This is a genomic window from Pristimantibacillus sp. Z349TD_6 (assembly GCF_056173205.1).
Map to the genome: position 1 here is coordinate 7,482,227 of NZ_CM149662.1, position 21,962 is coordinate 7,504,188.

A 21,962-nucleotide genomic window follows, 5' to 3' on the forward strand; every position below is an offset into this window, starting at 1 on the left:
ATAACTTGTCTCCTCAAAGAAAAGCAGCTTAACTGGAATTTCTACCGCTAATTCACACTTTTTTACGGAAAATATTAATTTAAGAGGAATTTCTCCTGTTAATACTGTCCATCTCAGCTGAATTTGCTAATATCCAACAAATTAACGGGAGATATTCCTTCTAAGTGAGCAAAATCAGCTGGATTAACATAATTAGCCGGAGGTTTTCCTGTTAGTGTTAGTTGATATTGGAAGAATAGGTTAGTTTGTTCGTGGGTTCGTGGGTTCGTGGGTTCGTGGGTTCGTGGGTTCGTGGGTTCGTGGGTTCGTCAATACAACGGTTCATCAGTTCTCGGGTTCGTGGGTTCGTCGATACGTGGGTTCAATAGTTCGTAGATTGTTGAGTAGAGTACTAGGTGGTTAAAAGTTTCTTCATTCTTGGTTAAATCGTTCGTCTTGAACGGGATATCTTTTAAAGTTTGATTTGACCAATTGTGATTTCTCACAGCTGGACGTTGCTTTTACGCTTACTCATGGCTTCTAGTGGATTTAAGAATATGTAGATGGGAAACCCAGAAACACGCATATTCAGCGTGCTTCTGTCATCATGTTCCCATTTGCTTCTGAATTAGCTCTGCGGTACAAACTTGCGGATATCAACGCCCAGTTCTTGCGAAAGCTTCATGCCTAATTCGCGATCAGCCCGGAAGAAGTTGCAGATGGCGCGGAGTCTTATATCATCATTGGTTTGCTCCAGCTCACCCGTCAAATTGGCGATTAGGTTTGCTTGTTGTTCTTCAGGCAGTGAGCGATAGCGTTCGCCCGCTTGAGTGAAATCGTCAGTTTTATCGATTTTTTGGCGGGCAGCCTGTCCCTGAAGAGGTGCGTAAGAATCAGCATAAGCCTTTGCTTCCTTCGGACTCTCTGATGAGCTATTAGGTTCGTAATTCACTGGAGAAGGATTTGCATGCATTGTCATTGCACCATCTCGTTGATAGTTGCGAACAGGTGCATACGGACAATTTACCGGAATATGCAGGTAGTTCGCTCCAAGGCGGTAGCGCTGAGTATCCGGATAAGAGAACAGTCGGCCTTGCAGCAATTTATCCTCCGATGGCTCGATTCCTGGTACAAGTGTGCTTGGCGAGAAAGCCGATTGCTCAACCTCAGCAAAATAGTTAACTGGGTTGCGATTCAACGTCATTTTGCCTACCTTTTGCAACGGATACATATCCTCCGGCCAAACCTTCGTTGGATCTAGCGGATCAAACGAATACCGTTCCACATGATCGACAGGCATAAGCTGCACATGAAGCTCCCATTCTGGGAAGTTGCCGAGTTCAATCGCATCATGTAAATCACGAGTCGCATGGTTAAAGTCTTTGCCTTGCATCACGCTAGCTTCCGCTGCTGTAAAGTTTCGTACTCCTTGCAGCGACTTCCAATGGTATTTAACATAGGTCGGCTTACCATCATCATTAATCCACTTGAAGGCATGAACGCCGAATCCGTCCATTTCACGATAAGTAGCAGGCGTTCCGTCATCGGAGAACAACCAAGTGAGCATATGCGTCGATTCTGGGGAGAGCGTCATGAAATCCCAGTAGCGCGCAGGCTCTTGGACATTCGTATTCGGCGCCGGCTTGAGGGAATGCACCATATCAGGAAATTTCATCGCATCTCGAATGAAAAATACCGGCAAATGGTTTCCAACAAGATCATAGTTTCCTTCCTGCGTATAAAACTTTACCGCAAAGCCGCGTGGGTCGCGCGCCGTCTCCGGCGAGCCTGTTCCGTTAATAACCGTTGAAAAGCGTACAAATACAGGCGTCTCTACTCCCGGCTCCTGCATAAAAAGAGCCTTCGTGTGATCCTTCATACTAACTTCCGTACGAAATACTCCATGTGCGCCTGCTCCACGGGCATGCACGACGCGCTCTGGAATACGCTCCCGATCAAAATGCGCAAGCTTCTCAAGCAAATGGTAATCCTCTATTAGTGTTGGTCCACGCTGCCCCGCTGTGCGCGAGTTTTGATTATCGTCAACCGGCGTGCCTTGGTTCGTTGTCATATAGTTTTCCATGATAGCACCTCATCGATCATTTTATATATTTAGACTTGATCTAAATCCATAAAACAATCTTATCGAATCAAGGCTCAACTGTCATGAAAGCCTAATGAATGAAAAATGAATATTTCATGAACCGCAGCATGCTGGTGAAATTCATTACCTAAAATGATGCACATACTCCTTAGTCGCGGATATCCGCTATCCGGTAACCTACACCACGCACGGTAACTATATATTTTGGCGCTACGGCGCTATCCTTTAGTTTTTTGCGCAAGCTCTTAATATGAGCATCCACCAAGTTGCTGCCTCCATAGAAATGCAGCCCCCAAACGGTATCGAGCAAAGATTCACGCGTTAGAACGGAGCCGTCCGATGTCATGAAATGCAGAAGCAAATCATATTCCGTCTTCGTAAGCTCAATTCGCTGCCCCGCTCGATCAACGGTCATTTTTTTGAGGTCAACTGCAATATCCTTAAACACACGAATGTCGCTATCTGCCTTCGCAGCTGCTGCTGGTTTATTCAAAAGCATACGGTTGATTTGTTTTATCGCTTGCTCAGGTTTAGCCGGCCAAACTAGCAGCTCAGATGCGCCAAGGGCAAAAGTTTCACGGCTATCATACGATTTTTGATCCATTAAAATGAGGACAGGAACCGCATGCAGCTCAGCCGCTTCTACCAGTTCTGCTCCTGCTTGCAGCGTATGGCTCGCGGCAGCTTGAGCTACAGGAATCGCATCAAATACGAGCAGCTCCGGCTGCAAGCTTTGGAGCATGCTTTTATTGAAATCATGCAGTGAAAACACATCAAAGCATTCGGATGAAAGCGCGACGAGCAGGCTTTTGACCCTCTCTGGGAACGGACTAATAATCATGACCCGCTTCGTGATCGAGCAAAGCATCCCATTTTGCAGCAGCTCTTCCTCTGAATAGCCAGTGGCTGAGGCAGCATTCTGGTCGAGTGGCATCCCCTCGTTCAAATAATCGTTGTTTATTGTGGTTGTTTCGTCGCGCATTGATCACAAACCCCCTCTAATACAACTTGCACATGCTCGATCTTGTATTTCGTCTCCAAAGCCACCTTCTCCATCCACTCACTCGGCAAGTCGGTCAATACTTCATCCACACGACCGCATACAGTACACACAATATGCTGATGTTCATCCGTCCGAGCATCATAGCGGCTAACCGTTTCTCCAAGCTTTAATTCTCTAATGAGACCCACGTCTGTCAAATAACGCAATGAGTTGTACACGGTGCCGTAAGCGAAGTTGAAGCCTTTGCCCCGAAGCCGTTCAATGACATCGGCCGCCGTCGGGTGATCATGGGCTTGCTGCACAACTTCAAAGATGGCCTTGCGCTGTATCGTTAAGTTAATTTTATTCATAAAAAGATCATTCCTTTTACTACTGATTTTAGACTAAGTATAAATTTAAGGTCGAAAACGGTCAACCTCATGAGCTTTCCTTTATCCTCCTTATTCCAAAAGGCGGCTCAAAGCCACAACCAATACTAGACGAAACAAAATGGAAGTTCATTAACTTTACACAGAAGCCACACGCTATCTACAAAAGCACCTCGCGAAAAGTTGCAACGAACTCCAGAAGTCTTATTTGCTTCAATTCCACACACTTACAAACGTAACGAACTCAGATAACCCTATTAGCCTCAAATATCAATGATTTAACTCATTTTTGAGCATATAGCGCTCTCTAAGTTCGTTAAAATTCAGATTATGCCTAAATCATTATAATAACGACTTCTGAGTTCGTTAGAGGCAAGCATGAACTCCACTCACAATTACTTCGACTTCTACGCCCGTTACAACACAGCTTGAGCTCCAATCGCGACAGAACATTGATTTCTACTATTACCCGCCAGCGTTCACCCTGAACTTGATACACCTCAAACAGCAACTTTGCATCCATCACCATCCAGACTGTAATTCACAAGTTTCGAACACCATTACTTCAACTCCTACGTCTATCGCAATTTAGTCAGCATCCCGTCACCTTTACTCAAACCTCTACGTCCATTACCAACCGACCCGCGCTCCATCCACCATTAATCCGATCCTTCACACTCCCGCCTAACCTACATTCACCATAAGCAACCATTTCTGCGTCCACCACCATCCCGCCTACTTCCATTCACCATAAACAGCAGCAGCTTATACTACCTTAAGATGCAAACCCGCCCCACCCCACACGCAAAATCACACCTAAAAAATCAACACAAATTTTTTTGTCGAATTAAATAATCTGAATATTTACAAAATTCAAATAAAGGTGTATACTAAGCCTATCTTAAACGAGAGGGGATAGCCCATTGAAGTAGGTTAGCGATGCATGTCTCATAATCTCGGGAAGGAGCATTCAATCACTGCCGGACATGCTGGGACAATAGCGAAGACGGATGTAGTCGACCATTTGGATGAGAAGTACTTACAAGCAACAAGGATTTGAAACAAATCGAAAGGAAGTTGATCGAGGTCAATAAAATTAGGATCGAAGTCGATAGGGTTTGTAACAAATTCGAAAGGACGAAGAAGAGGCAAACAGCGGATTGGAGCGTTAGAATAAATTGAATAGTTCTCTACCAAGCACGTGAAGGGCTTCTGGTTATCTTAGATAAGCAGAAGCCCTTCTTATGTGCGTCTATAGGATCGGACTGATTTGCGTCTATTGGATTAGACTCATGTCACGTCTATTGAATTTGACTGATGTCGCGTCTATAAGATTGGACTAAGCAGCCTGGAAATCGATTCTTTCAATCGATTGATGATTGGACGATTAGCATAAACTTGTTCCGTTAATTGCGTGCAATGTTTGACATCTTCTTCAAAAATACGTTGCAGCTTTGCCGATGTCTGCGTATCATAGATAAACGCATTCATCTCGAAATTAAGCTTAAAGCTGCGAATATCGACATTGGCTGTTCCAACGGACGCCACCTTGCCGTCGATGACAAGCGTTTTTGCATGAAGAAACCCTTTCTCGTACATATAACATTTCACTCCGCCTGCGAGAAGTTCTCCCAAATAAGAATGAGTTGCCCAATATACAAAGAAATGATCCGGCTTGCTCGGCAGCATAATACGTACATCTACCCCGGACAGGGCAGCGATCTTCAGCGCGGTCATCAAGCTTTCATCCGGTACAAAATATGGCGTTTGCAAGCTGATTGTTTTCCGAGCCGAATAAATCATTTTGATATAGCCATTTTTAATTTGCTGATATTGCGTATCCGGACCACTCGCTACAAGCTGCATGCCAATCGTTCCCGTATCATCGCTCATAATTGGGAAATACAGCTCGTTAAGCTCAATTCGACCGGAAGCCGCTAAATTCCAATCCATCAGAAACTGCGCCTGCATCTGCAGCACGGCATTGCCGCGAACTCTAAGATGTGTATCCCGCCATTCGCCGAAATGCTCGTTTAATCCTAAATATTCGTCCCCGATGTTGAAGCCGCCGATATAACCGACTTGTCCGTCAACGATAACGAGCTTGCGGTGATTGCGATAATTGATTTTTAAATTCAAATAAGGAATGCGCGATGGGAAAAACGCCGCTTCCCTGCCGCCTGCTGCAATCAACTCCGCGAAATAACGCTTCGGCAAGCTTGAGCTTCCTATATGATCGTACAAAAACTTGACTTCTACGCCCTCCGCCGCTTTCGCTGCCAGCGCCTTAACTAATCTTCTGCCAAGCTCATCGTCTCGGACGATATAATAAACGAGATGAATATGATGCTGGGCTGATTCTATATCTTTAAGCAGAGCATCAAACTTCTGATTGCCCTCCGTGTAGATCTCAACCGCATTATTGCTCGTATATACCGCGTAGCTCGTTTTCAGACTCATATAGATCATGTCTTGATAACTTCGCATCGCTGGATCATTATATACAATTTCATCTTCTCGCAGCTGGCGCATTTGCCTCTCGACCGTATGCTCGATAATGCGCTGACTATCGCCCAACAGCTTATACAGCTTTCTTTTACGTACCTTCTGCCCTAATATTAAATACAAAACAAAGCCGAAAACGGGGATGAAAAAAAGAATCATCAGCCATGCCCAAGTCGTACTTGCGCTGCGCCTCTCTAGAAAGATAACCGTAATCGCCAAAAAAATGTTTAGCAGCATAATAATTGCAGATGCATTTTGCATTATGACCATCCGTATTATAGCACCTCAGTTTTATGTTAAAGCTAATGCGATCATACTCCAAGCACGGTGTATGTTCAAGCCTCATTATATGCTACAATTCAAGCAACAAAGCATTTTTCCTAATTTAAGACGTAAAAAAACCTATCTACAACATGTACTAGATGAGCTAATATATTTCAATAATACCCGCATAAACGGCACTGGAGGACTTACGATGGACATACGCAAGCTTAGATTGGACGAGAAAGCGCTCGGTACTTTAAGCGAGGAGCGAGATGAGTATGAACGAGATTATGCGAGACTCATTCAATCTCCCGCCTTTCGCCGCCTGCAAGGTAAATCACAAGTATTTGGCGCAGGTACGGGCGATTACTATAGAACAAGGCTAACTCACTCTCTCGAAGTGTCGCAGATTGCACGCGAGGTTGCTCGCAAGTTAGGCAAACAATATGATTTCCTTGCACGCAAGGAGCATCCGGGGCTCATATTAGATCCCGCTGTCGTCGAGATTGCCGCGATCGCGCATGATTTGGGTCATCCTCCTTTTGGACATAAAGGTGAAGAAGTGCTCAACCATTTGCTCATGGAGGAGTATGGCATACCATACGAGGGCAATGCGCAAAATTTTCGAATATTGATGTTTTTAGAGAAAAGGGCAGGAAGCGGAAGCGGCCTTGATTTAACTGCAGCTGTCTTGCTTGCTATTAATAAATACCCTTTTAGTCTCAGTGAGCCTGGCCGTCTAAAAGGGCTTTACAGCACCGAGTGGGGAGAGATTGAACAGCTACGCCATTTATGGAAAATTCCAGAAGGCTGCTCAACTTTGGAAGCACAGCTCATGGATTTATGTGATGACATCGCTTATTCCACACATGACATCGAAGACGGCATACGTGCTGGTAAAATCCAAATGAACCGTACTTTCTTCGAAGACAGCAGACTTATCGACCATGTTGTTCAGGAAATTGTCGAGGATAAAGGCAACACCGGAATCGGCTGGGGTGAGGTCGATATCCCTGCGATGGTGAAGCGTGTACTCGTCTCCTATTTCGAGCAGTGGCAGGAGCTGTATGCAAGCTGTGATCGCGAAGCCTCGCGCACAAGGCGGGAGATGAAAGCGCGCTGGGTCAGCTTGTTTGCAGGCAAAGTCGGCATTATAGACGATACATCGCGCAGCTGGAAAAAGGTCACGTTCGTCAACAATGGGCAACAGGATATCGAGTTGCTCCGCACAATGGAGATTTTGAAGAAGCTTGCATGGGTAACCCTCATTAAGGATTTCCGTGTTCAGCGCTTGCAAATGCGCAGTGAAATTATGATAAGACGGTTATGGGACAGCTTCAAGGTTCAAGAATCTGGTCGCCTTATCATACCGCCAGACTGGATAGAAAATTACGAGATCCATAAGAACAAATGGAGCTGGCCGCGATTTGTTGCGGATTATATTTCGGGTATGACCGATGCTTACGCCGAGAAGGTGTACGCCGAGCTTTATGCCAGCAAATCAGGTTCGATTTATGAAATGGATTAAACAAGCTAAAACGCCTTCGGCGTCCTTCTGGCGCTGAAGCAGCTTAGACGGTGAAATATAAGATAAGTATGAGAAAATAATATACTTTCTTATATTTTAAAAAAAGCGCAGCTTTGGATGAGTGTAACTCATTCAAAGCTGCGCTTTTTGTTATGGTTTAGTCTTACTTGACATTGTAGCTAACCGCACTTGCAGAAAGGTCAGTAATATAATCGAAGAATCGAACAGGATCAACATCATACACAAGGCTGACCGGGCGACCGCCTTCCACTTCCACCGTACGGCCTTGGCTAGGTCCATCCTTAATCACGCCGCTGTGTACCGTCTTAATTTCCACGAGATCCGGATTGCCGACAACAGCTGTCGTAAGCACATCCCACAAATAATATGTCGAGTTCGTCTCCATATAAACAAGTGGAGGACATGCAGCATAACATTGACCTACAAAATCTAGTCCCTCATGCTTGCGAAGCGATGCCCAGCGGTTGCGTACATCCATCGTAAGAGGTACTTTGTTCGTGCTCTCAAGCGCAACAAGCAAAATCGGAATGCTGCTTGCCCATACGCGGTGCATAGATTCAGGATCCCAGAAGGCATTCCATTCTGCGGTTCCGTCATGCTCAGGCTCTTGAACATTGCCCTTCTCATTAAACGTGCCGCCCATCCATACAAGCTTCTCAATCTTCGCTTCCACATCCGGAGCTTCATCCAGCGCTCTTGCTAGGTCAGTAAGCGGACCTGTAAACAGCAATGTCACCTTCTCATCCGATTTGCGAAGCTGTTCAATCATATGTTGATGCGCTGGCAGCGCAGATACTTTCGTGTTAATCGTTCCCGATTCATTCAAAATAGGCAGCGCGTCCACAAAAAACGTATGCATGCGCCATTCAGCAGGGAATGGGTTTACACCGCGTGAATTTGATCTAGCCACTTCAAGCGATTTATTTTTGACAGGGTCGCCAAAGCGGTCAATGATTTTGCTGCTGGCTTTGATGCCAGGCTCCAAATAGCCGTCGGCTGGAATAACGGATACTCCAAGCAGTTCAACATCTTTCATTTGCAAAAGAAGAAAAAGCGATACCAGGTCGTCTACACCGGCGTCATGATTAAAATAAAGCTTAACTCCCATATCTATCCATCCTTCCTGAGTATAAAACGATATATCGTTTGTCCATCCTATATAGAGAGGAGGTGAATTGTCAATGGCTAAGGATGTACTGTGCGAAGTGAATTCATGCAAGTTCTGGGCAGCAGGTAATCACTGCGGCGCCTCTTCTATTTATGTGGTCAGCAATCGCGGCAAGCAAGCAAGCAACTCCGAAGAAACAGATTGCAAAACGTTTGAAGCAAAGATCTAACGAAGGGCATTACCAATAGTAAGCAGCGCAAGCGACTATCCTTTATGAGCAATAAGGCTTGTCCGAATACAGCTTGCGCTGCGCTATTGCATCTTATTTTGTGACAGGAACCGCGTCAAAATACTCTTCCAGCACTTCTCCGCTCTTCGCCATCTCAGTAGCTACATCCACACCTACATACCGCAAATGCCAAGGCTCATATTGATAGCCTGTAATCTTTTCTTTGCCTTCCAAGTAACGAATGATAAATCCGTACTCATGCGCATACTTCTCAAGCCACTGCGCTTCCTTTGTATCTGCAAAACAATCGGCAGCCGCACACTTGCCGTCACTACCCGACACATCGATCGCTAGTCCCGTTTCATGCTCGCTTGTACCAGGTAGAGCGCTATAAGTTCTTGCCTTTTCTAGTCCATCCCTCTTCACATAGCGATCAAAGAGCGTTGTTTGCGTCTTATGCGAACGATAAGCGGATACACCGGCCAATTGGATGTTGTCTTCCTCAGCGGCTGCAAACAGCTTCTCAAGCGCTGTAGCTGCATCCTGTCTCATCATGCGTTTTTCAATTTTCTCAGCAAATATAAACCGAACGTCAGGATAAACTAAATCCGTGGGATTGTATTCCTCCGGAAGCTTGTGCTGCTTATTCACAAGCACCGCGATATCCTCTGGTTTGGCAATAACGACCATTCCATCCTCAGTCTGCTCTGCTTTTCCTGTGCCCGAGCCCTTGCCTCCATTACCGTTATTGCTTGAACCGGGCTTATCCGTAGCTGTTGGCTGTCCATCTGTTGGAGTTCCGCCGCTCGGCTTATCCGTAGGCTCAGAACCTATGCTGCCCGACACTTCCCCGCCGTTAGTGGAACCATCAGCGGAAGCTTGCTTTGGCGGAATCGTGGTTGTCTCATCCTTATTAAATAAAGAGTAACCAAACACCATTCCTGCGCATACAATAATAAACAGCAGCAGCCTTCTTCTTCTTTTTTTCATGATAAGCCTCCAACATAATTTTTTACATATATTTCATGTAATTATACTTGTAATCATGGTTTGTCTAATAGCATCTAATTAATAGACTACTAAATCAGCAATAATGTTTCAATCTAATAGCTTGGAAATGTTGTAATGAATAGGAATAATCAAAAATCCTTATAAATGTGTTATTTACAATAAATTATGATTGGACATGGAGGAGCCTTTTGCCTTTTGACATTCGACTATAATTAGGAGCATAATGGATAAGAATTTACAGAACGAACGTATATTATGATTAGCGGCCTGGCTGCCTCTGTGAGATGGCCAGTTTTTGCTGTGAAAGGTAGGCGGTTATATGACATTTTTAACTCCAAAACGATTATTAAGCACTCGTCCCATCCTTTTCTTTTCATTTATCATGCTTCTCAAAAGCTATCTGGCTTGGATGGTCATTTTCGAGGATGGTTTTTCGTGGACTACTATTTTAAAAGAAATTCCGTTTGTCCTCATTGTTTATTGTCTCATAGAGTGGTTCGCTTCGAAACGTAAACTTATTTACTATTTAATAGCAAATCTAGTAATGACACTCATATTATTTGCCGTCATTATGTATTACAAGTATTACGGTGTAATTGTAACCTATCTCGCTCTAGAGCAGGTAAACCAAGTCACCGCGGTAAAAAATAGCGTATTTTCACTGATGGACCCTTACTACTTGCTCATCTTTATCGACATTATCATTATGGCTGTGCTGTTGTTTAGACCTAAGAAAGCCGTGAATTGGAAGAAACAAAGCTCCGTTAAGGAAAGCAAACGACTTGTCCTTGCCTTGTTCAGTATTTCAATCGCGCTTTGCTTGTTCAACATTTTGCCTAACCGCGCCAGCATGAATGAGATCGTCAAAGCGGAGCAAATGGGCATACTCAATTACGAGGCTTATATGATTTTCAAGAACAAAACGATTGACTTTGTTGATCCAAACCATATTACGCAAGAAAAAATCGATTCCGTCAAAAAGATCGAAACACCTGGCGCTCCGCAGCTGTGGAAAACAGCAGCAGGCAAAAACGTCATCATTATTCAAATGGAATCATTTCAAAACTTCCTCGTCAACTTGAAGATTGACGGAAAAGAGATTACGCCTAACATTAATAAGCTGGTCAACGAAAACTATTACTTCAAGCATTTCTATCAGCAGGTCGGCCAAGGCAATACATCCGATGCGGAATTCGTCGTAAACACGTCTTTCTATATTCCGCCACGCGGCGCGGCAACGATGATTTATGCCGACAAAGAGCTTCCTAGCTTGCCGAAACTGCTGAAAGCAAACGGCTATGACACAACTACGTTCCATACGAATGTTGTTGAATTCTGGAATCGCGGCGAGCTTTACAAAGCGCTTGGTTTCGACCGTTACTACGATCAGAAGTTTTTTGGAGATGAAGATACCGTATTTTTTGGTGCTTCCGATGAGCAGCTTTACAAGAAAACAGCTGCTGAAATGTCACGCATGAGCGAGAATGGCAAACCATTTTATTCCCATGTTATTTCGATGACATCACATCACCCATTCACCATTCCTGCTGACAAATACAAAATGACGCTCCCTGAGCGTTATGAGAAAACTTTTGTTGGTGATTATATCCGCGCACAAAACTACGCTGACTTTGCACTTGGCGAATTCATTGCAGATTTGAAGGAACGCGGCATTTGGGACAACAGCTTAATCTTGTTATACGGTGACCATCTCGGCCTTCCAGTGTACTCGCTGGATCGTGATGACAAAGCGCTTATGGCTGAAATTTATGGTCATGAATATAGCTACACCGATATGATCAACATTCCGCTCGTTGTTGCATCGACAGGCGTAACAGAAGGCAAAGTATTCGATCAGCTTGGCGGTCAAGTTGACGTATTGCCTACGATCGCGAACATGCTTGGCATTTCCTTGGATGATCATATCCACTTCGGCCAAGACTTGTTTAATCAGTCGTATAACGTATTGCCACAACGTTATTATCTCCCGACCGGCTCATTCTTAAGCAGCAAAGAGCTATTCATGTCAGGCAGCGGATATGAGGACGGCAAGCACTATTCCTTAGCCGGAGACGGCATTACGGAGCAGGCTGCGACAGAAGATGAGTATCAGCGTGCATTAGAGCTCCTCAACTTATCTGACAGCTATGTTAGCCAATTGCCTTCTTGGAAAACCAAATAATAAAAAAACTAAAAGGCTCCCCTTGAAGCGAATATCACGCTTCGAGAGGAGCCTTCTTTTACGCAAATGACAAAGCTAGCTGCTTTTTACCGCTTCAAGTACTTCCTTCACATGTCCATCCACGCTTACGCTGCGCCATTCCTTAACAAGCTTGCCCTGTTCATCAAGCAGGAAAGTCGAGCGCTCGATACCCATAAATTCCTCACCGTTCCAGCTCCGCAGCTTCCATACGCCGAACAGCTCCGAAACCGTATGCTCGGTGTCAGACAGCAATAGGAATGGCAGCTCATGCTTGTCTACGAATTGCTCATGAGATGCAAGATCATCTGGGCTGATTCCGATTACCTCCGTGTTGTTCGTGCCGAATTCGCCGTTAAAGTCACGGAAGTCGCATGATTCAGTCGTACAGCCAGGCGTCATGTCGCGCGGATAAAAATAAATAACGAGCTTCTTGCCTGAGTAATCTGCAAGCTCAACTTCTTTGCCATTGGATGCTTGCAGCTTAAAATTCGGGACCTGATCCCCTACTTTTAAATGTTCTCCCATCGTTGAATGCTCCTCTACTTTTTATTTTCAATCAACAAGCCTTGCTCGCCTTCCACCAAGTACAGCTCACCCAGCCCGCGCACGGTCACATGAACTGGGAAGCTCTCTGCGGTTTTGTTCGTAAAATGCCAGCGTCTTCCTTTTCCAACCACTATAAATATACCATTATCATCGCCGATTGGATTGAAATTGTCATTGCGCGTCCTATAGGTCATAATGCCAAGCTCTGCAAATTGATCGACTGCTGTAGGAACGTCACTGGTCGTTATGCCAATTTCACTGATACAGAGAATGTCTTGCTGCGGGTCAAAGGGACGCTCAACACCGTTATCCATCGTATGGCGAGCAATCAGCTCTAAAATATTACCCGACGGGTCTTCAAAATAAACAGAATGCGAGTTCCATGATTCACTATACGACACATCCTGACCTGCCTCCGTACCAATTGGAACAAGCGCTTCGATCCACTTTTTTGCTTCCTCGAGCTTATTCTCTGGAATCGTAAAAGCGAAATGATAACAATACGCTTCAGCAGCTTGATCACCTGTCTCTTGGAAAGTCAGCTCGCTCCAGCCTGCCTGAACGGTAAAGCTGTCCTTCTCAGAGCGAATAACCGGCAATGCCAGCACATCCCTATAAAAGGGCAAAATGCTTGCTGCTTTTTCTGTCAAAAGCACCAGCTTTTCTATAATCATTTTACACCTCATTATGTTCGTGATATAAAACACTTTCCGTTACGAAAGCTTTTGCCTGTGCTTTATCATCGTATAAACCATATGCGAGCATGAGCTTAGTTATTGCAGCCTCAACCGACAGCTTCTCAATGACAATGGCACCCGCTTCAATAAGGCGCAGCGACGACGAATATAGGGCTGCCGAACGATCTCGGATCGGACATATGTATACATCGATGCCAAGCTTTTTACAGTTTGCAATAAACGCAGGAAGAGAGTACGGCCCTGCTTCTATTGCGCTTGCTGTACCCGAATGATGCAAATCATGGAGGATCGCCTTCGGCCGAATCGTTCTAAAATCATACAGCGAATAGTTCAAGCCCGGATATGGACGAATATAGACGATGCTGGAATCGAGCTTAAGAGTAGCCGGCTCCCATGCAAACGACGCTTTAGGCTTGGTACTCAGCGCTTCCGGTCTTGGATTTCTCTCATGCTCCAGCCAGTTGAACACTCGGTCTGCCATCTTTCCGTACGGCACGCCATAGGGGCTGCCGAATTGATCCGTAAAGGACATCGCTTGCGTAACTCTAGTAGCTAAGTAAACAAGTGCATCCCCTTTGTCATCCTCGTAAACGACAAATACGCCCGGAAGCTGTGCATCCACTACAAAATCGATTGCATTTGCAAAATTACGGCGCCCATTGCTTCTTTCATCGGCAACCGGGTAATTGCTGGCGGTCAGCACAATTGGAATTTTTGTATCTGCGAACAAATAACCGATCATCGCTGCGCTATATGCCAGCGTATCCGATCCATGGGTGATGACTATGCCTGCATACGATTCGGTATCTATTCCATGGACAGCCTCTGCAAGCGCGATCCAATCCTCGGTCGTCATATTTTCACTTAACAAGTTAAGCGGCTGTATCGCATCAATTCTAACATCATCGCGCTGCTCAGCACTGTTGATATAATCATCTATAAGCGAATAAGATCCCGCGTCATTAACATCGATGCCGTTTCCCTGCTTTTTGCTTCCAATGGTCCCGCCTGTAAAAACAACCAATAACTGCTTCACAAATGTTCCTCCTTATTGTCTTGCAATCGCTATCCAGCGATAAAAAAAGATAACTTCTACTATCGTATATGCGGCTCTGCACTCTGGTCAAGGCACAAGCGCTATCCTTACATGTTGCCCTGTGCAACTCGCTTCATACGAGATCATATCGCCTATTCATCCAATTAAAAAAGGAGGTGCTGGGCATTTGCAACTAACATGCCTTTAGCATCCTCCATTCATTTAATCTCGCTCCTGCTTTCCTTGCTTCCGCCAAAAATCATCGAATTGCTTAAGCAATTCCTCCGTAGAAATGACATTCATCAAATGTTGTCGACCTAAATCCGTTCCCATTTGAAAAAATTGACTATAATTTTTATAATAGCTCGGTTTTCTTACGCCCTGAAACCGATCAGGGTCATTTGCCATCAACATATAAGGAGCATACGGCCCTGTAGAATACTTTTCCTCTTCAATTGTATTGTTATAGATGGATATAGCGCCTGAGGCATCAGTAAAGGCACGATTGTTCTCAATCGAAGACAAATAGGAAATGAACTTCCAAGCCTCATCCTTATGCTTAGACTGGGAAGCAATCCCCCAGCCGGCTGCGCCAACGTTGTAATGGGAGATCCCATCAGGCCCTGTAGGCAAAGGGGCTGTTGCCCACTGGCTGCTCTCCAGCTTTTCCTTAATCATCTCTATCACGTCTGAGTCTTGGATAAGCAAGGCCGCATTGCCGTTCACAAACGCTTGAACCTGTTCATTAAAGCCCCAATCTATGGACGCAGGATCTGAGATCTCTGTATAAATCTTCTTGTAAAGCTCAACAGCCTCTGCTGCCCGCTTGCCTGAGAATATCGTCGAGCCATCCGTATTAAACATGGAATCGCTTATATCGACATTCTCTCCGTTATAGTCCTGAACGACTGAAGACAACGTATTAACGGCACCACTCCCTCCGCGAAAGGAAAAGCCGTATATCCTCTCCATCGGCTTCGTCAATTGCTTGCCGACAAAGAAGAGCTGCTCCCATGTTTCTGGCACTTGCAGCGCCTTGGCATCGAACCAATCCTTGCGATAATAAAGCTGCACTTGATAAAGACTGCTCGGAATATAATAAGCAACATCGCCTGCATCTCTAGACATCAGCTTTGCATTATTGTTAAGCAGCATATAGTTGCTCCATGATGAAATATAACTTTCCAAGCTGGTTATCAGACCACTTTCCGCAAGCTGATGTACCGTAACGTCCCGCACCTCAACAATATCAATCGCTTGGTTCTGCTCCAGCATCGTCAAGATCGTCTGATCAGCGGTCTCGTATTCTGACGTCACTCTCACAATCTCAATGGTTGGATTGTCGCGTTCAAATTGTTCGATTAATTTGTCTAATTCCACTGTCCGCAGCGGCGTCATTAAACTCTCAACAATTTTTAAAGTCACCTTATTCGGAGCTGGTGTCTGTTCAAGCGGTTCCGGACTATTTGGATTAAGCGTACAACCGCTTATGAAAGATATCATGATAATTAACGAGAGCGGGTATAGTGCTTTGCCCATTTGAGTGAGCTTCATAAATTCCCTCCCGATCAAAAAGTAATGATGCATAACCATTACTTTATTTATCGGCTACATGCGCTTCAATCAATACAGCTGACCTCTTCTTTTTTTTGCAGAATACCACAGATAAAATCGAACGAGCGCCCTCATTTATTGCGCGTAACTCATCAAATGCCTCACTGTCTCATCGATGAGCCCATCGTGGACGGTCGGATTATAGTTCAGCCGGTCGTGATAGCCGATAAAGATACATCTTCTACGCGCATCCTTTTCCCTCAAGCGGCGCCAGCCCTCCTCCAGCTGATTGCAATAATCACGGGAAGCCTCCGCTGGTACGAGGAAGAGAACGCTGCTGCAGCCCAAATCAGCGATCTCCCTTAGTGAGCTCGTATCAAGAAATCCGATCTGGTGTGCCGACTTCGGATAGGTCATTTGCAAATCGTCATAAAAAAGATCCTTCATCTTGCGGCGACGCGGGCCAAATATACGAAAGCCCGTTTTTCCGGCATGAACAATTAAGATAGGCTCATCGCCTAGACTATTTTTGAGCTGCTCACGCGCGTTTTGCACCTTCATCTCATAATAGGATAACCAGCGCTCTGCTACGGTGGACAAGCCTAATGCATTGCTTATCTCAAGCAGCCGCTCCTTCCAGGAATAAGCCTTCCAATCGAGCATTAGAACCGGAGCGATAGCCGAGCATGCCGCGTACATTTCCTCATCCAGCATACCTGCCAATATGAGATCCGGCTCCGCTTCACGCAGCTGCTGAAGCACACGCTCATGCTGATGAGTGCTCAGCCGAATAAAGGACAAGCAAGTAGGCATGCCGATAGCTGATAGGTCGCCCGCGAACACAGATACAAGCGTGGCTACTCGTTTCTTCGCAAGCTGAGCATATTCCGTAGGAGCCAGTCCCATATGTTTCTTAAACAGCCGGCTAAAATAGTACTCGTCAGGATAGCCGACGGAATGGGCTACGTCGACGATGGAAGAGGACGTACCCGAGAGCATGCGCATAGAAGCATCGAGCCTCAGCTTGGTCATATATTTAAGCGGTGTAAGTCCTGTATAACTGCGAAAGGCTTGATAAAAACGGCTTGTACTCACCCCTGAGGATCTTGCGAGCTCCTCCATATCCATCGGTGTGCTTAACTGCTCAATCATAAACTGCTTGGCTTGCTCGACGTAGCCAATTAAATCAGCTTCGGTCTCTCTCGGCTGCTGGACAGACTGAATGAGCGCAGCAACCATTGCATAAAGCTGTGATTGCAGCTGATAGTATAAAACCACATCATCAGTACCGCAGTCGCTTTGAAAGTCCTGAAGCCAGCTTCTCGCCTGCGGCAGCCTCAGCAGTTTTAATCCCATACTGTCTCGGTAAGGGAGCATCTCCGCGCCTGCTGCTGTCGAACCGCTTCGGAAGCGGATAAGTACGATTTCAGCTAGATGGTTGCCCTCATTAAGCAGCGTGCATTCACAATGGGACGGAATGAGAAACAGCTCACCGCCAACGGCTTTTTTAGTCGTGTGCTGCCCCTTCTTCACAATGGAAACCTTTATTTTATGTTGAAGCACAAACGCAAAGCATTGCTCCTCACGATTGTTCAACTGCATATGCTGCAGCGACGGGAGCTTAACTTCCTCCGTGCCAATATAGAACATTTCACCGTACTTTGTTTGATTCGGTTGCTGCGACATGCGCGCTCACATCCTTAATAAACAATATTATTTTATAAATTGTAAATAATAATAATTATCATTGTCAATGCTGTAAGTAGAGTAAGCTTATTCCAAATGACAGCTGAAGAGCGATCTCTTATGTTTCACTTCACCCTCAAGCAATGAAAAACAGAAGCTTTCCTTATCATAAAGATCGAGGTGACTTAACTTGAAGATGTCTACTAACGATGTTTCCAAAGAGCATCATCAACATAGCAAGCAAGAGCCTAAAGTCAATCCGCGCAGCAGCAAGCGTTATTTTGGCCGCGGCGGCGTGAAGGTTGCACTTATGAAGCTCCTCGTCGACCAGCCAATGCACGGCTACCAGATGATGAAGGCTTTAGAGGAGCAGTCTGGCGGCCTTTATGTACCCAGTGCCGGCTCCATTTATCCCACGCTTCAGATGCTTGTGGGATCCGGCTTCGTCTCCGTTCAGTTAGAGGATGACGCCAAAAAAGTCTATAAAATTACCGAGCAAGGTCGTGCAGCATTGCAGCTGCTTCCTGAAAAAACAAAACATAATAACGCCGAGGGCGGCAGCCCATCACTAAAAGCCGAATCGTTTCGGAATGAGAAAATTCGGATTAAGCTTGGATTATCGATTGAATCCTTTAATCTGCTTAAGCTGGTAACACGCGCCGAACAAGAAGCATCGGCGAGCAAAGAGCAAGCAGAAGAGCTGCAGCGTCTGTTAACTGAGCAGCAGCAGCAAATCAGCGCCTTTCTCGATGGGTCCGTGCAAAATGCGAATGCAGCTATGGTTCCATACGAAATGGCCGGACGTTAAGTAACAAGAAAAGGGTTATCGCATAGGTCTTTGTCATGCACCAAAGACCCTGGATAACCCTGCTTTATTAACTAGTGAGTTGAATCATGTGAAACATGATGACCCTTAAGCGTTTGACCGCTATGCAAACGATTCGTTTGCTCAGCATCCTGTTTGCGTCCCATAAACGGCCACCAGTTAGCAGGACCGAAAGTGCGTACCATAACTGGAATGAATAATGGAAGCATCAACAATGCATAGATGAACAGTCCACAAAGCACAATAGTTGCAATTTGCAGAAGTGACATTACGCCTGAAGGAAGCATCGCTGCGAATGTCCCGCCTAGAATAACGGCTGCAGACATAATAACCGTACCCATGTTTTTCATCGCTTCCAAAATAGCTTCCTGAGGCGACAGATGGCGGTATTCTTTAAAGCGATCCATCAAGAAAATACTATAATCAATTCCTAGTGCGACAAGCATGACGAATCCGAAAAATGGAACCGCCCAGCTAATTCCCGACTGCCCAAGCAGCCTTACGAATATGACCTCTGCAATCGCCATCGAGGAATAGAACGTAACGAGAAGCGATGCGATCATATATAGCGGCATGACGATTGAGCGGAACAAAAGGATAAGGATAATTGAAATGCCGATGAGCATGAGAATAACCGTACGCGAATAATCCGACGCTGAAATATTGCTCAAATCGTTATTCATACTCGTTACTCCGCCGACAGCCACCTGTGATCCGTTATAATCGGTGTTTTGAATCGCGCGGTGAACAGCTGCTTCCAGTCCATCGATTTGCGCCATCGTTTCCTGTGCATACGGATTGCCTTTAAATATGACATCGAACTTCGCCGTTTGGCGATCCTCCGACATATACACATTAAGGGCAGCTTGAAATTCCTTGTTCGCAATGGCTTCCTCTGGAATATAAAAGCCCGTCATTTGCTTATTCGGCGATTCCGCTAGACTATTCAAATATCCGCCAGCGGATGTGAGTCCATCGGTTACCTTGGTTAAGCCGTCAACGCTTTGATCCAAACCGCCGGTCAATTCGCCCAGCTGATCGTTTAGCGATGCAAACCCTGCCTGCAGTTCCTTCTGACCATCCGATAGTTCATTAAAGCCCTGCGTGACACCAGGCAGCTTCGATACAATTTGACCTTGGCCTGCGGCTGCCTGCTCAATTCCTTTTTGCAGTTCTCCAAGTCCTGCAGCCAGCTTGCCAAGACCCGAAGCTAGTGCCGTTTGCCCTTCACTTGCTTGCAAGAAACCAGCATTTGCTTGTGTCATTCCCGCTGAAATGCCTGTCAGCTGCTCATTAAGCTGAGACAACTGCCCGCTGATTCCTGCTGCTCCTTGCTGCAGATTTCCAAGAGCAAGCATCGTTTGTTTAAAAGTCTCATCAGTTTGCAGCTCTGGGTGACTTTCCTGAAGTGAAGTCAGGCTTTGCTGTACGCCGGATAACCCGCTCGCTAGCTTCTCCTGTTCCGATGCAATCGCGCTATATGCACCTGTAAGCTGACCAAGACCGCCGCCTAGCTGTTCGTAGCTGCTAAGCAATTTACGGCTCGCGCCTGCCAGCTGCTCCGCACTCGCCTGCGCCTGCTTCAAGCCCTCGCTAAGTTCTCCCGCACCTGCAGATCCATCCTGCAGCCCTTGCTGAATCTTCTTCAAACCTGCGCCAAGCTGTACAATGCCAGCCTTCAGCTCATTCGTACCATTAACGAGCTTACCGGCGCCGTCAACAGCTTCATTTAATTTCGGCTTATTCTCGCTTAACGCGCTGCTTGCCTCGGAGAGACCATCACCGATTTTGCCCAAGCCTTCGCCGCTTTGACCAAGTCCGCTCTCAAGGGTTGTTACTTGATCTGCCACGAGAAATTGCTCCATTACATCACCTGTCGGACGAGTTGCACTGCGAACGGCCTTGATGCCTCCAGAATTCGCAAGCTCGCGGCTGATTTGCTCTAGTACAGCAAGCCCCTCAGGTGTGTCCATCGGTTTATCAGCTTTGACCACAACGGTAGTAGGCAGTGAATCACCAGGTCCAAAGCTATCCGCAATAATGTTGAACGCTTTAACAGAGTCATATTTATCGCCAATCTCATCCAGCGAGTTAAAAGAAATTGTACCTTTATACGCTGTAAGGAAAGGTACGATAATTACTGCCAAAATAACGAGCGCCCACAAAGGGCGTTTTAGTGAAAACTTACCCACCGTACCCCAAAGCTTGCTCGGCTTATGCTCAAGCGAGCCTTTCGCCGGCCAAAACAATTTTGTACCCAGCACCGCCATAAAAAACGGCACGATCGTAAACAATGCGATAAGCAGTACCGCTACCCCGACTGCAACGGCTACTGCCGAGCGGTAAAGCATAAACGTCGAGAATCCGATTGCAGAGAATCCCACCAACACAGCTAAGCCAGAAAATAATACGGTTCTTCCCGCAGTGCGGTAAGTTTGAACAATCGCTTCTGTCTTGTCGCCGCCGCTATGCGTCAACTCTTCCTTGAAGCGGCTAATGAGCAGGATGCAATAGTCTGTGCCGATCCCAAATAATACGGCAACTAAGAAAATTTGCGTGAAGTTGGAAAGCGGAAAATCAAAATATTTGACTAAAAACGCAATAACGGATTGTGATATTAAATAAGTAAATCCAACGGCCACTAGCGGTACGAGCGGCGCAATCGCAGAACGGAATACTACAAACAAAATAATTAAAATAAATCCAAGCGTAATAAACTCGGTTTTCTTAAGCCCTTCCTGCGAGCTTTGCACAACATCCTCAGAAATAAGCCAGTTTCCTGTATAATAATGCTCTACCTTCACATCTGAAATCGTCTCATAGAGACCGTCTCTCAGCTCAGCAAGCTCACGGTCGCCAGCCTCGACATTAACGAGCGCAAGGATGGTGCTTCCATCCTTCGATACCATTTGCTCCTCAAGCTCTTTGGTATCAAAATGAGTCGTCACGGAGAGAACCCCGATAGCCTCGCCTTTGCTCTTCAGCTCATCGATTCCTCTCTTCACTTCCGCTAAATCGGCGTCCTTCAGACCGCCATCCTTATGAAATACAAGCACGGTAGGCATTCCGCTGCTGGCGCCTGCATTATCGCCTCCGCCAATCGATTTCTCCAAGTCCCTGGCGACTGACGAAGAATATCCATCAGGCACGTTGATTTGCCCTTTCGTACGAACAAGCTCTTCCATATTCGGCGCGCTGAGCATTAAGCCTACGGCAGCAGCAAGCCACAATATAAGAACAAACCATCTAAATTTCAAAACGGTTCTCATCTTTGTTCCCCCTCAAATATAATA

The 21,962-nt window shown here is 45.8% G+C and carries 16 protein-coding genes; 4 read left to right on the forward strand and 12 right to left on the reverse strand.

What is annotated here, in order from left to right; all coding sequences use genetic code 11:
* Positions 1 to 607: 607 nt before the first annotated feature.
* The 4 genes from AC0VYE_RS32465 to cls all read right to left on the reverse strand — a co-directional run bounded on the left by AC0VYE_RS32465 (position 608) and on the right by cls (position 6,229).
* Positions 608 to 2,062, reverse strand: a complete 1,455-nt coding sequence (locus AC0VYE_RS32465; RefSeq protein WP_475444909.1) for a catalase — start codon at positions 2,060 to 2,062, stop codon at positions 608 to 610.
* A 169-nt stretch (positions 2,063 to 2,231) separates the two neighbouring features.
* Positions 2,232 to 3,065, reverse strand: a complete 834-nt coding sequence (locus tag AC0VYE_RS32470; protein WP_475444911.1) for a winged helix-turn-helix transcriptional regulator — start codon at positions 3,063 to 3,065, stop codon at positions 2,232 to 2,234.
* On the reverse strand, positions 3,041 to 3,436 hold the full coding sequence (locus AC0VYE_RS32475) for a Fur family transcriptional regulator (protein WP_076266298.1): 396 nt from the start codon (positions 3,434 to 3,436) through the stop codon (positions 3,041 to 3,043). The genes AC0VYE_RS32470 and AC0VYE_RS32475 overlap by 25 nt, the downstream gene beginning before the upstream one ends.
* 1,344 nt (positions 3,437 to 4,780) lie before the next feature.
* The gene (cls, locus tag AC0VYE_RS32480) at positions 4,781 to 6,229 is read right to left on the reverse strand and encodes a cardiolipin synthase (protein ID WP_076266299.1); all 1,449 of its coding nucleotides are present in this window, start codon (positions 6,227 to 6,229) and stop codon (positions 4,781 to 4,783) included.
* A 205-nt stretch (positions 6,230 to 6,434) separates the two neighbouring features.
* Here cls and AC0VYE_RS32485 point away from each other — a divergent pair, with 205 nt between their 5' ends.
* Positions 6,435 to 7,751, forward strand: a complete 1,317-nt coding sequence (locus tag AC0VYE_RS32485; protein ID WP_076266300.1) for a deoxyguanosinetriphosphate triphosphohydrolase family protein — start codon at positions 6,435 to 6,437, stop codon at positions 7,749 to 7,751.
* A 163-nt stretch (positions 7,752 to 7,914) separates the two neighbouring features.
* Here AC0VYE_RS32485 and AC0VYE_RS32490 read toward each other — a convergent pair whose 3' ends face one another.
* Positions 7,915 to 8,880 carry a nucleoside hydrolase gene (locus tag AC0VYE_RS32490; RefSeq protein WP_475444914.1) on the reverse strand — a complete coding sequence of 322 codons (966 nt, stop codon included), beginning with the start codon at positions 8,878 to 8,880 and terminating at the stop codon, positions 7,915 to 7,917.
* 73 nt (positions 8,881 to 8,953) lie between these two features.
* Between AC0VYE_RS32490 and AC0VYE_RS32495 the strand changes: the two genes are divergently transcribed.
* Positions 8,954 to 9,109: a DUF1540 domain-containing protein gene (locus AC0VYE_RS32495; RefSeq protein ID WP_076266302.1), complete on the forward strand. Its 156-nt coding sequence runs from the start codon at positions 8,954 to 8,956 to the stop codon at positions 9,107 to 9,109.
* A gap of 93 nt (positions 9,110 to 9,202) precedes the next feature.
* Here AC0VYE_RS32495 and AC0VYE_RS32500 read toward each other — a convergent pair whose 3' ends face one another.
* Entirely contained in the window at positions 9,203 to 10,099 is an 897-nt protein-coding gene (locus AC0VYE_RS32500) for a M15 family metallopeptidase (RefSeq protein WP_475444916.1), read from the reverse strand.
* A 340-nt stretch (positions 10,100 to 10,439) separates the two neighbouring features.
* Between AC0VYE_RS32500 and AC0VYE_RS32505 the strand changes: the two genes are divergently transcribed.
* Positions 10,440 to 12,302 (forward strand): LTA synthase family protein, encoded by a 1,863-nt coding sequence (locus AC0VYE_RS32505; protein ID WP_076266304.1) that lies wholly within the window; start codon positions 10,440 to 10,442, stop codon positions 12,300 to 12,302.
* Between the two features lie 75 nt (positions 12,303 to 12,377).
* Here AC0VYE_RS32505 and bcp read toward each other — a convergent pair whose 3' ends face one another.
* The 5 genes from bcp to AC0VYE_RS32530 form a co-directional block, all read right to left on the reverse strand.
* Entirely contained in the window at positions 12,378 to 12,848 is a 471-nt protein-coding gene (gene bcp / locus AC0VYE_RS32510) for a thioredoxin-dependent thiol peroxidase (protein WP_339205449.1), read from the reverse strand.
* Positions 12,849 to 12,862: 14 nt separating this feature from the next.
* Positions 12,863 to 13,543 carry a VOC family protein gene (locus AC0VYE_RS32515; protein ID WP_475444919.1) on the reverse strand — a complete coding sequence of 227 codons (681 nt, stop codon included), beginning with the start codon at positions 13,541 to 13,543 and terminating at the stop codon, positions 12,863 to 12,865.
* Position 13,544: 1 nt separating this feature from the next.
* Positions 13,545 to 14,603, reverse strand: a complete 1,059-nt coding sequence (locus AC0VYE_RS32520) for an asparaginase (protein ID WP_475444920.1) — start codon at positions 14,601 to 14,603, stop codon at positions 13,545 to 13,547.
* A gap of 222 nt (positions 14,604 to 14,825) precedes the next feature.
* On the reverse strand, positions 14,826 to 16,157 hold the full coding sequence (locus tag AC0VYE_RS32525; protein ID WP_475444921.1) for an ABC transporter substrate-binding protein: 1,332 nt from the start codon (positions 16,155 to 16,157) through the stop codon (positions 14,826 to 14,828).
* Between the two features lie 135 nt (positions 16,158 to 16,292).
* Positions 16,293 to 17,843 carry a helix-turn-helix domain-containing protein gene (locus AC0VYE_RS32530; protein ID WP_076266308.1) on the reverse strand — a complete coding sequence of 517 codons (1,551 nt, stop codon included), beginning with the start codon at positions 17,841 to 17,843 and terminating at the stop codon, positions 16,293 to 16,295.
* A gap of 196 nt (positions 17,844 to 18,039) precedes the next feature.
* On the opposite strand from AC0VYE_RS32530, the gene AC0VYE_RS32535 reads away from it, so the two are divergent.
* Complete coding sequence (locus tag AC0VYE_RS32535) at positions 18,040 to 18,651, forward strand: PadR family transcriptional regulator (RefSeq protein WP_475444924.1); 612 nt, start codon at positions 18,040 to 18,042, stop codon at positions 18,649 to 18,651.
* A 71-nt stretch (positions 18,652 to 18,722) separates the two neighbouring features.
* Here AC0VYE_RS32535 and AC0VYE_RS32540 read toward each other — a convergent pair whose 3' ends face one another.
* A complete protein-coding gene (locus tag AC0VYE_RS32540) occupies positions 18,723 to 21,938 on the reverse strand; it encodes an MMPL family transporter (protein ID WP_475444925.1) in 3,216 nt (1,071 codons plus the stop codon).
* Positions 21,939 to 21,962: the final 24 nt, after the last annotated feature.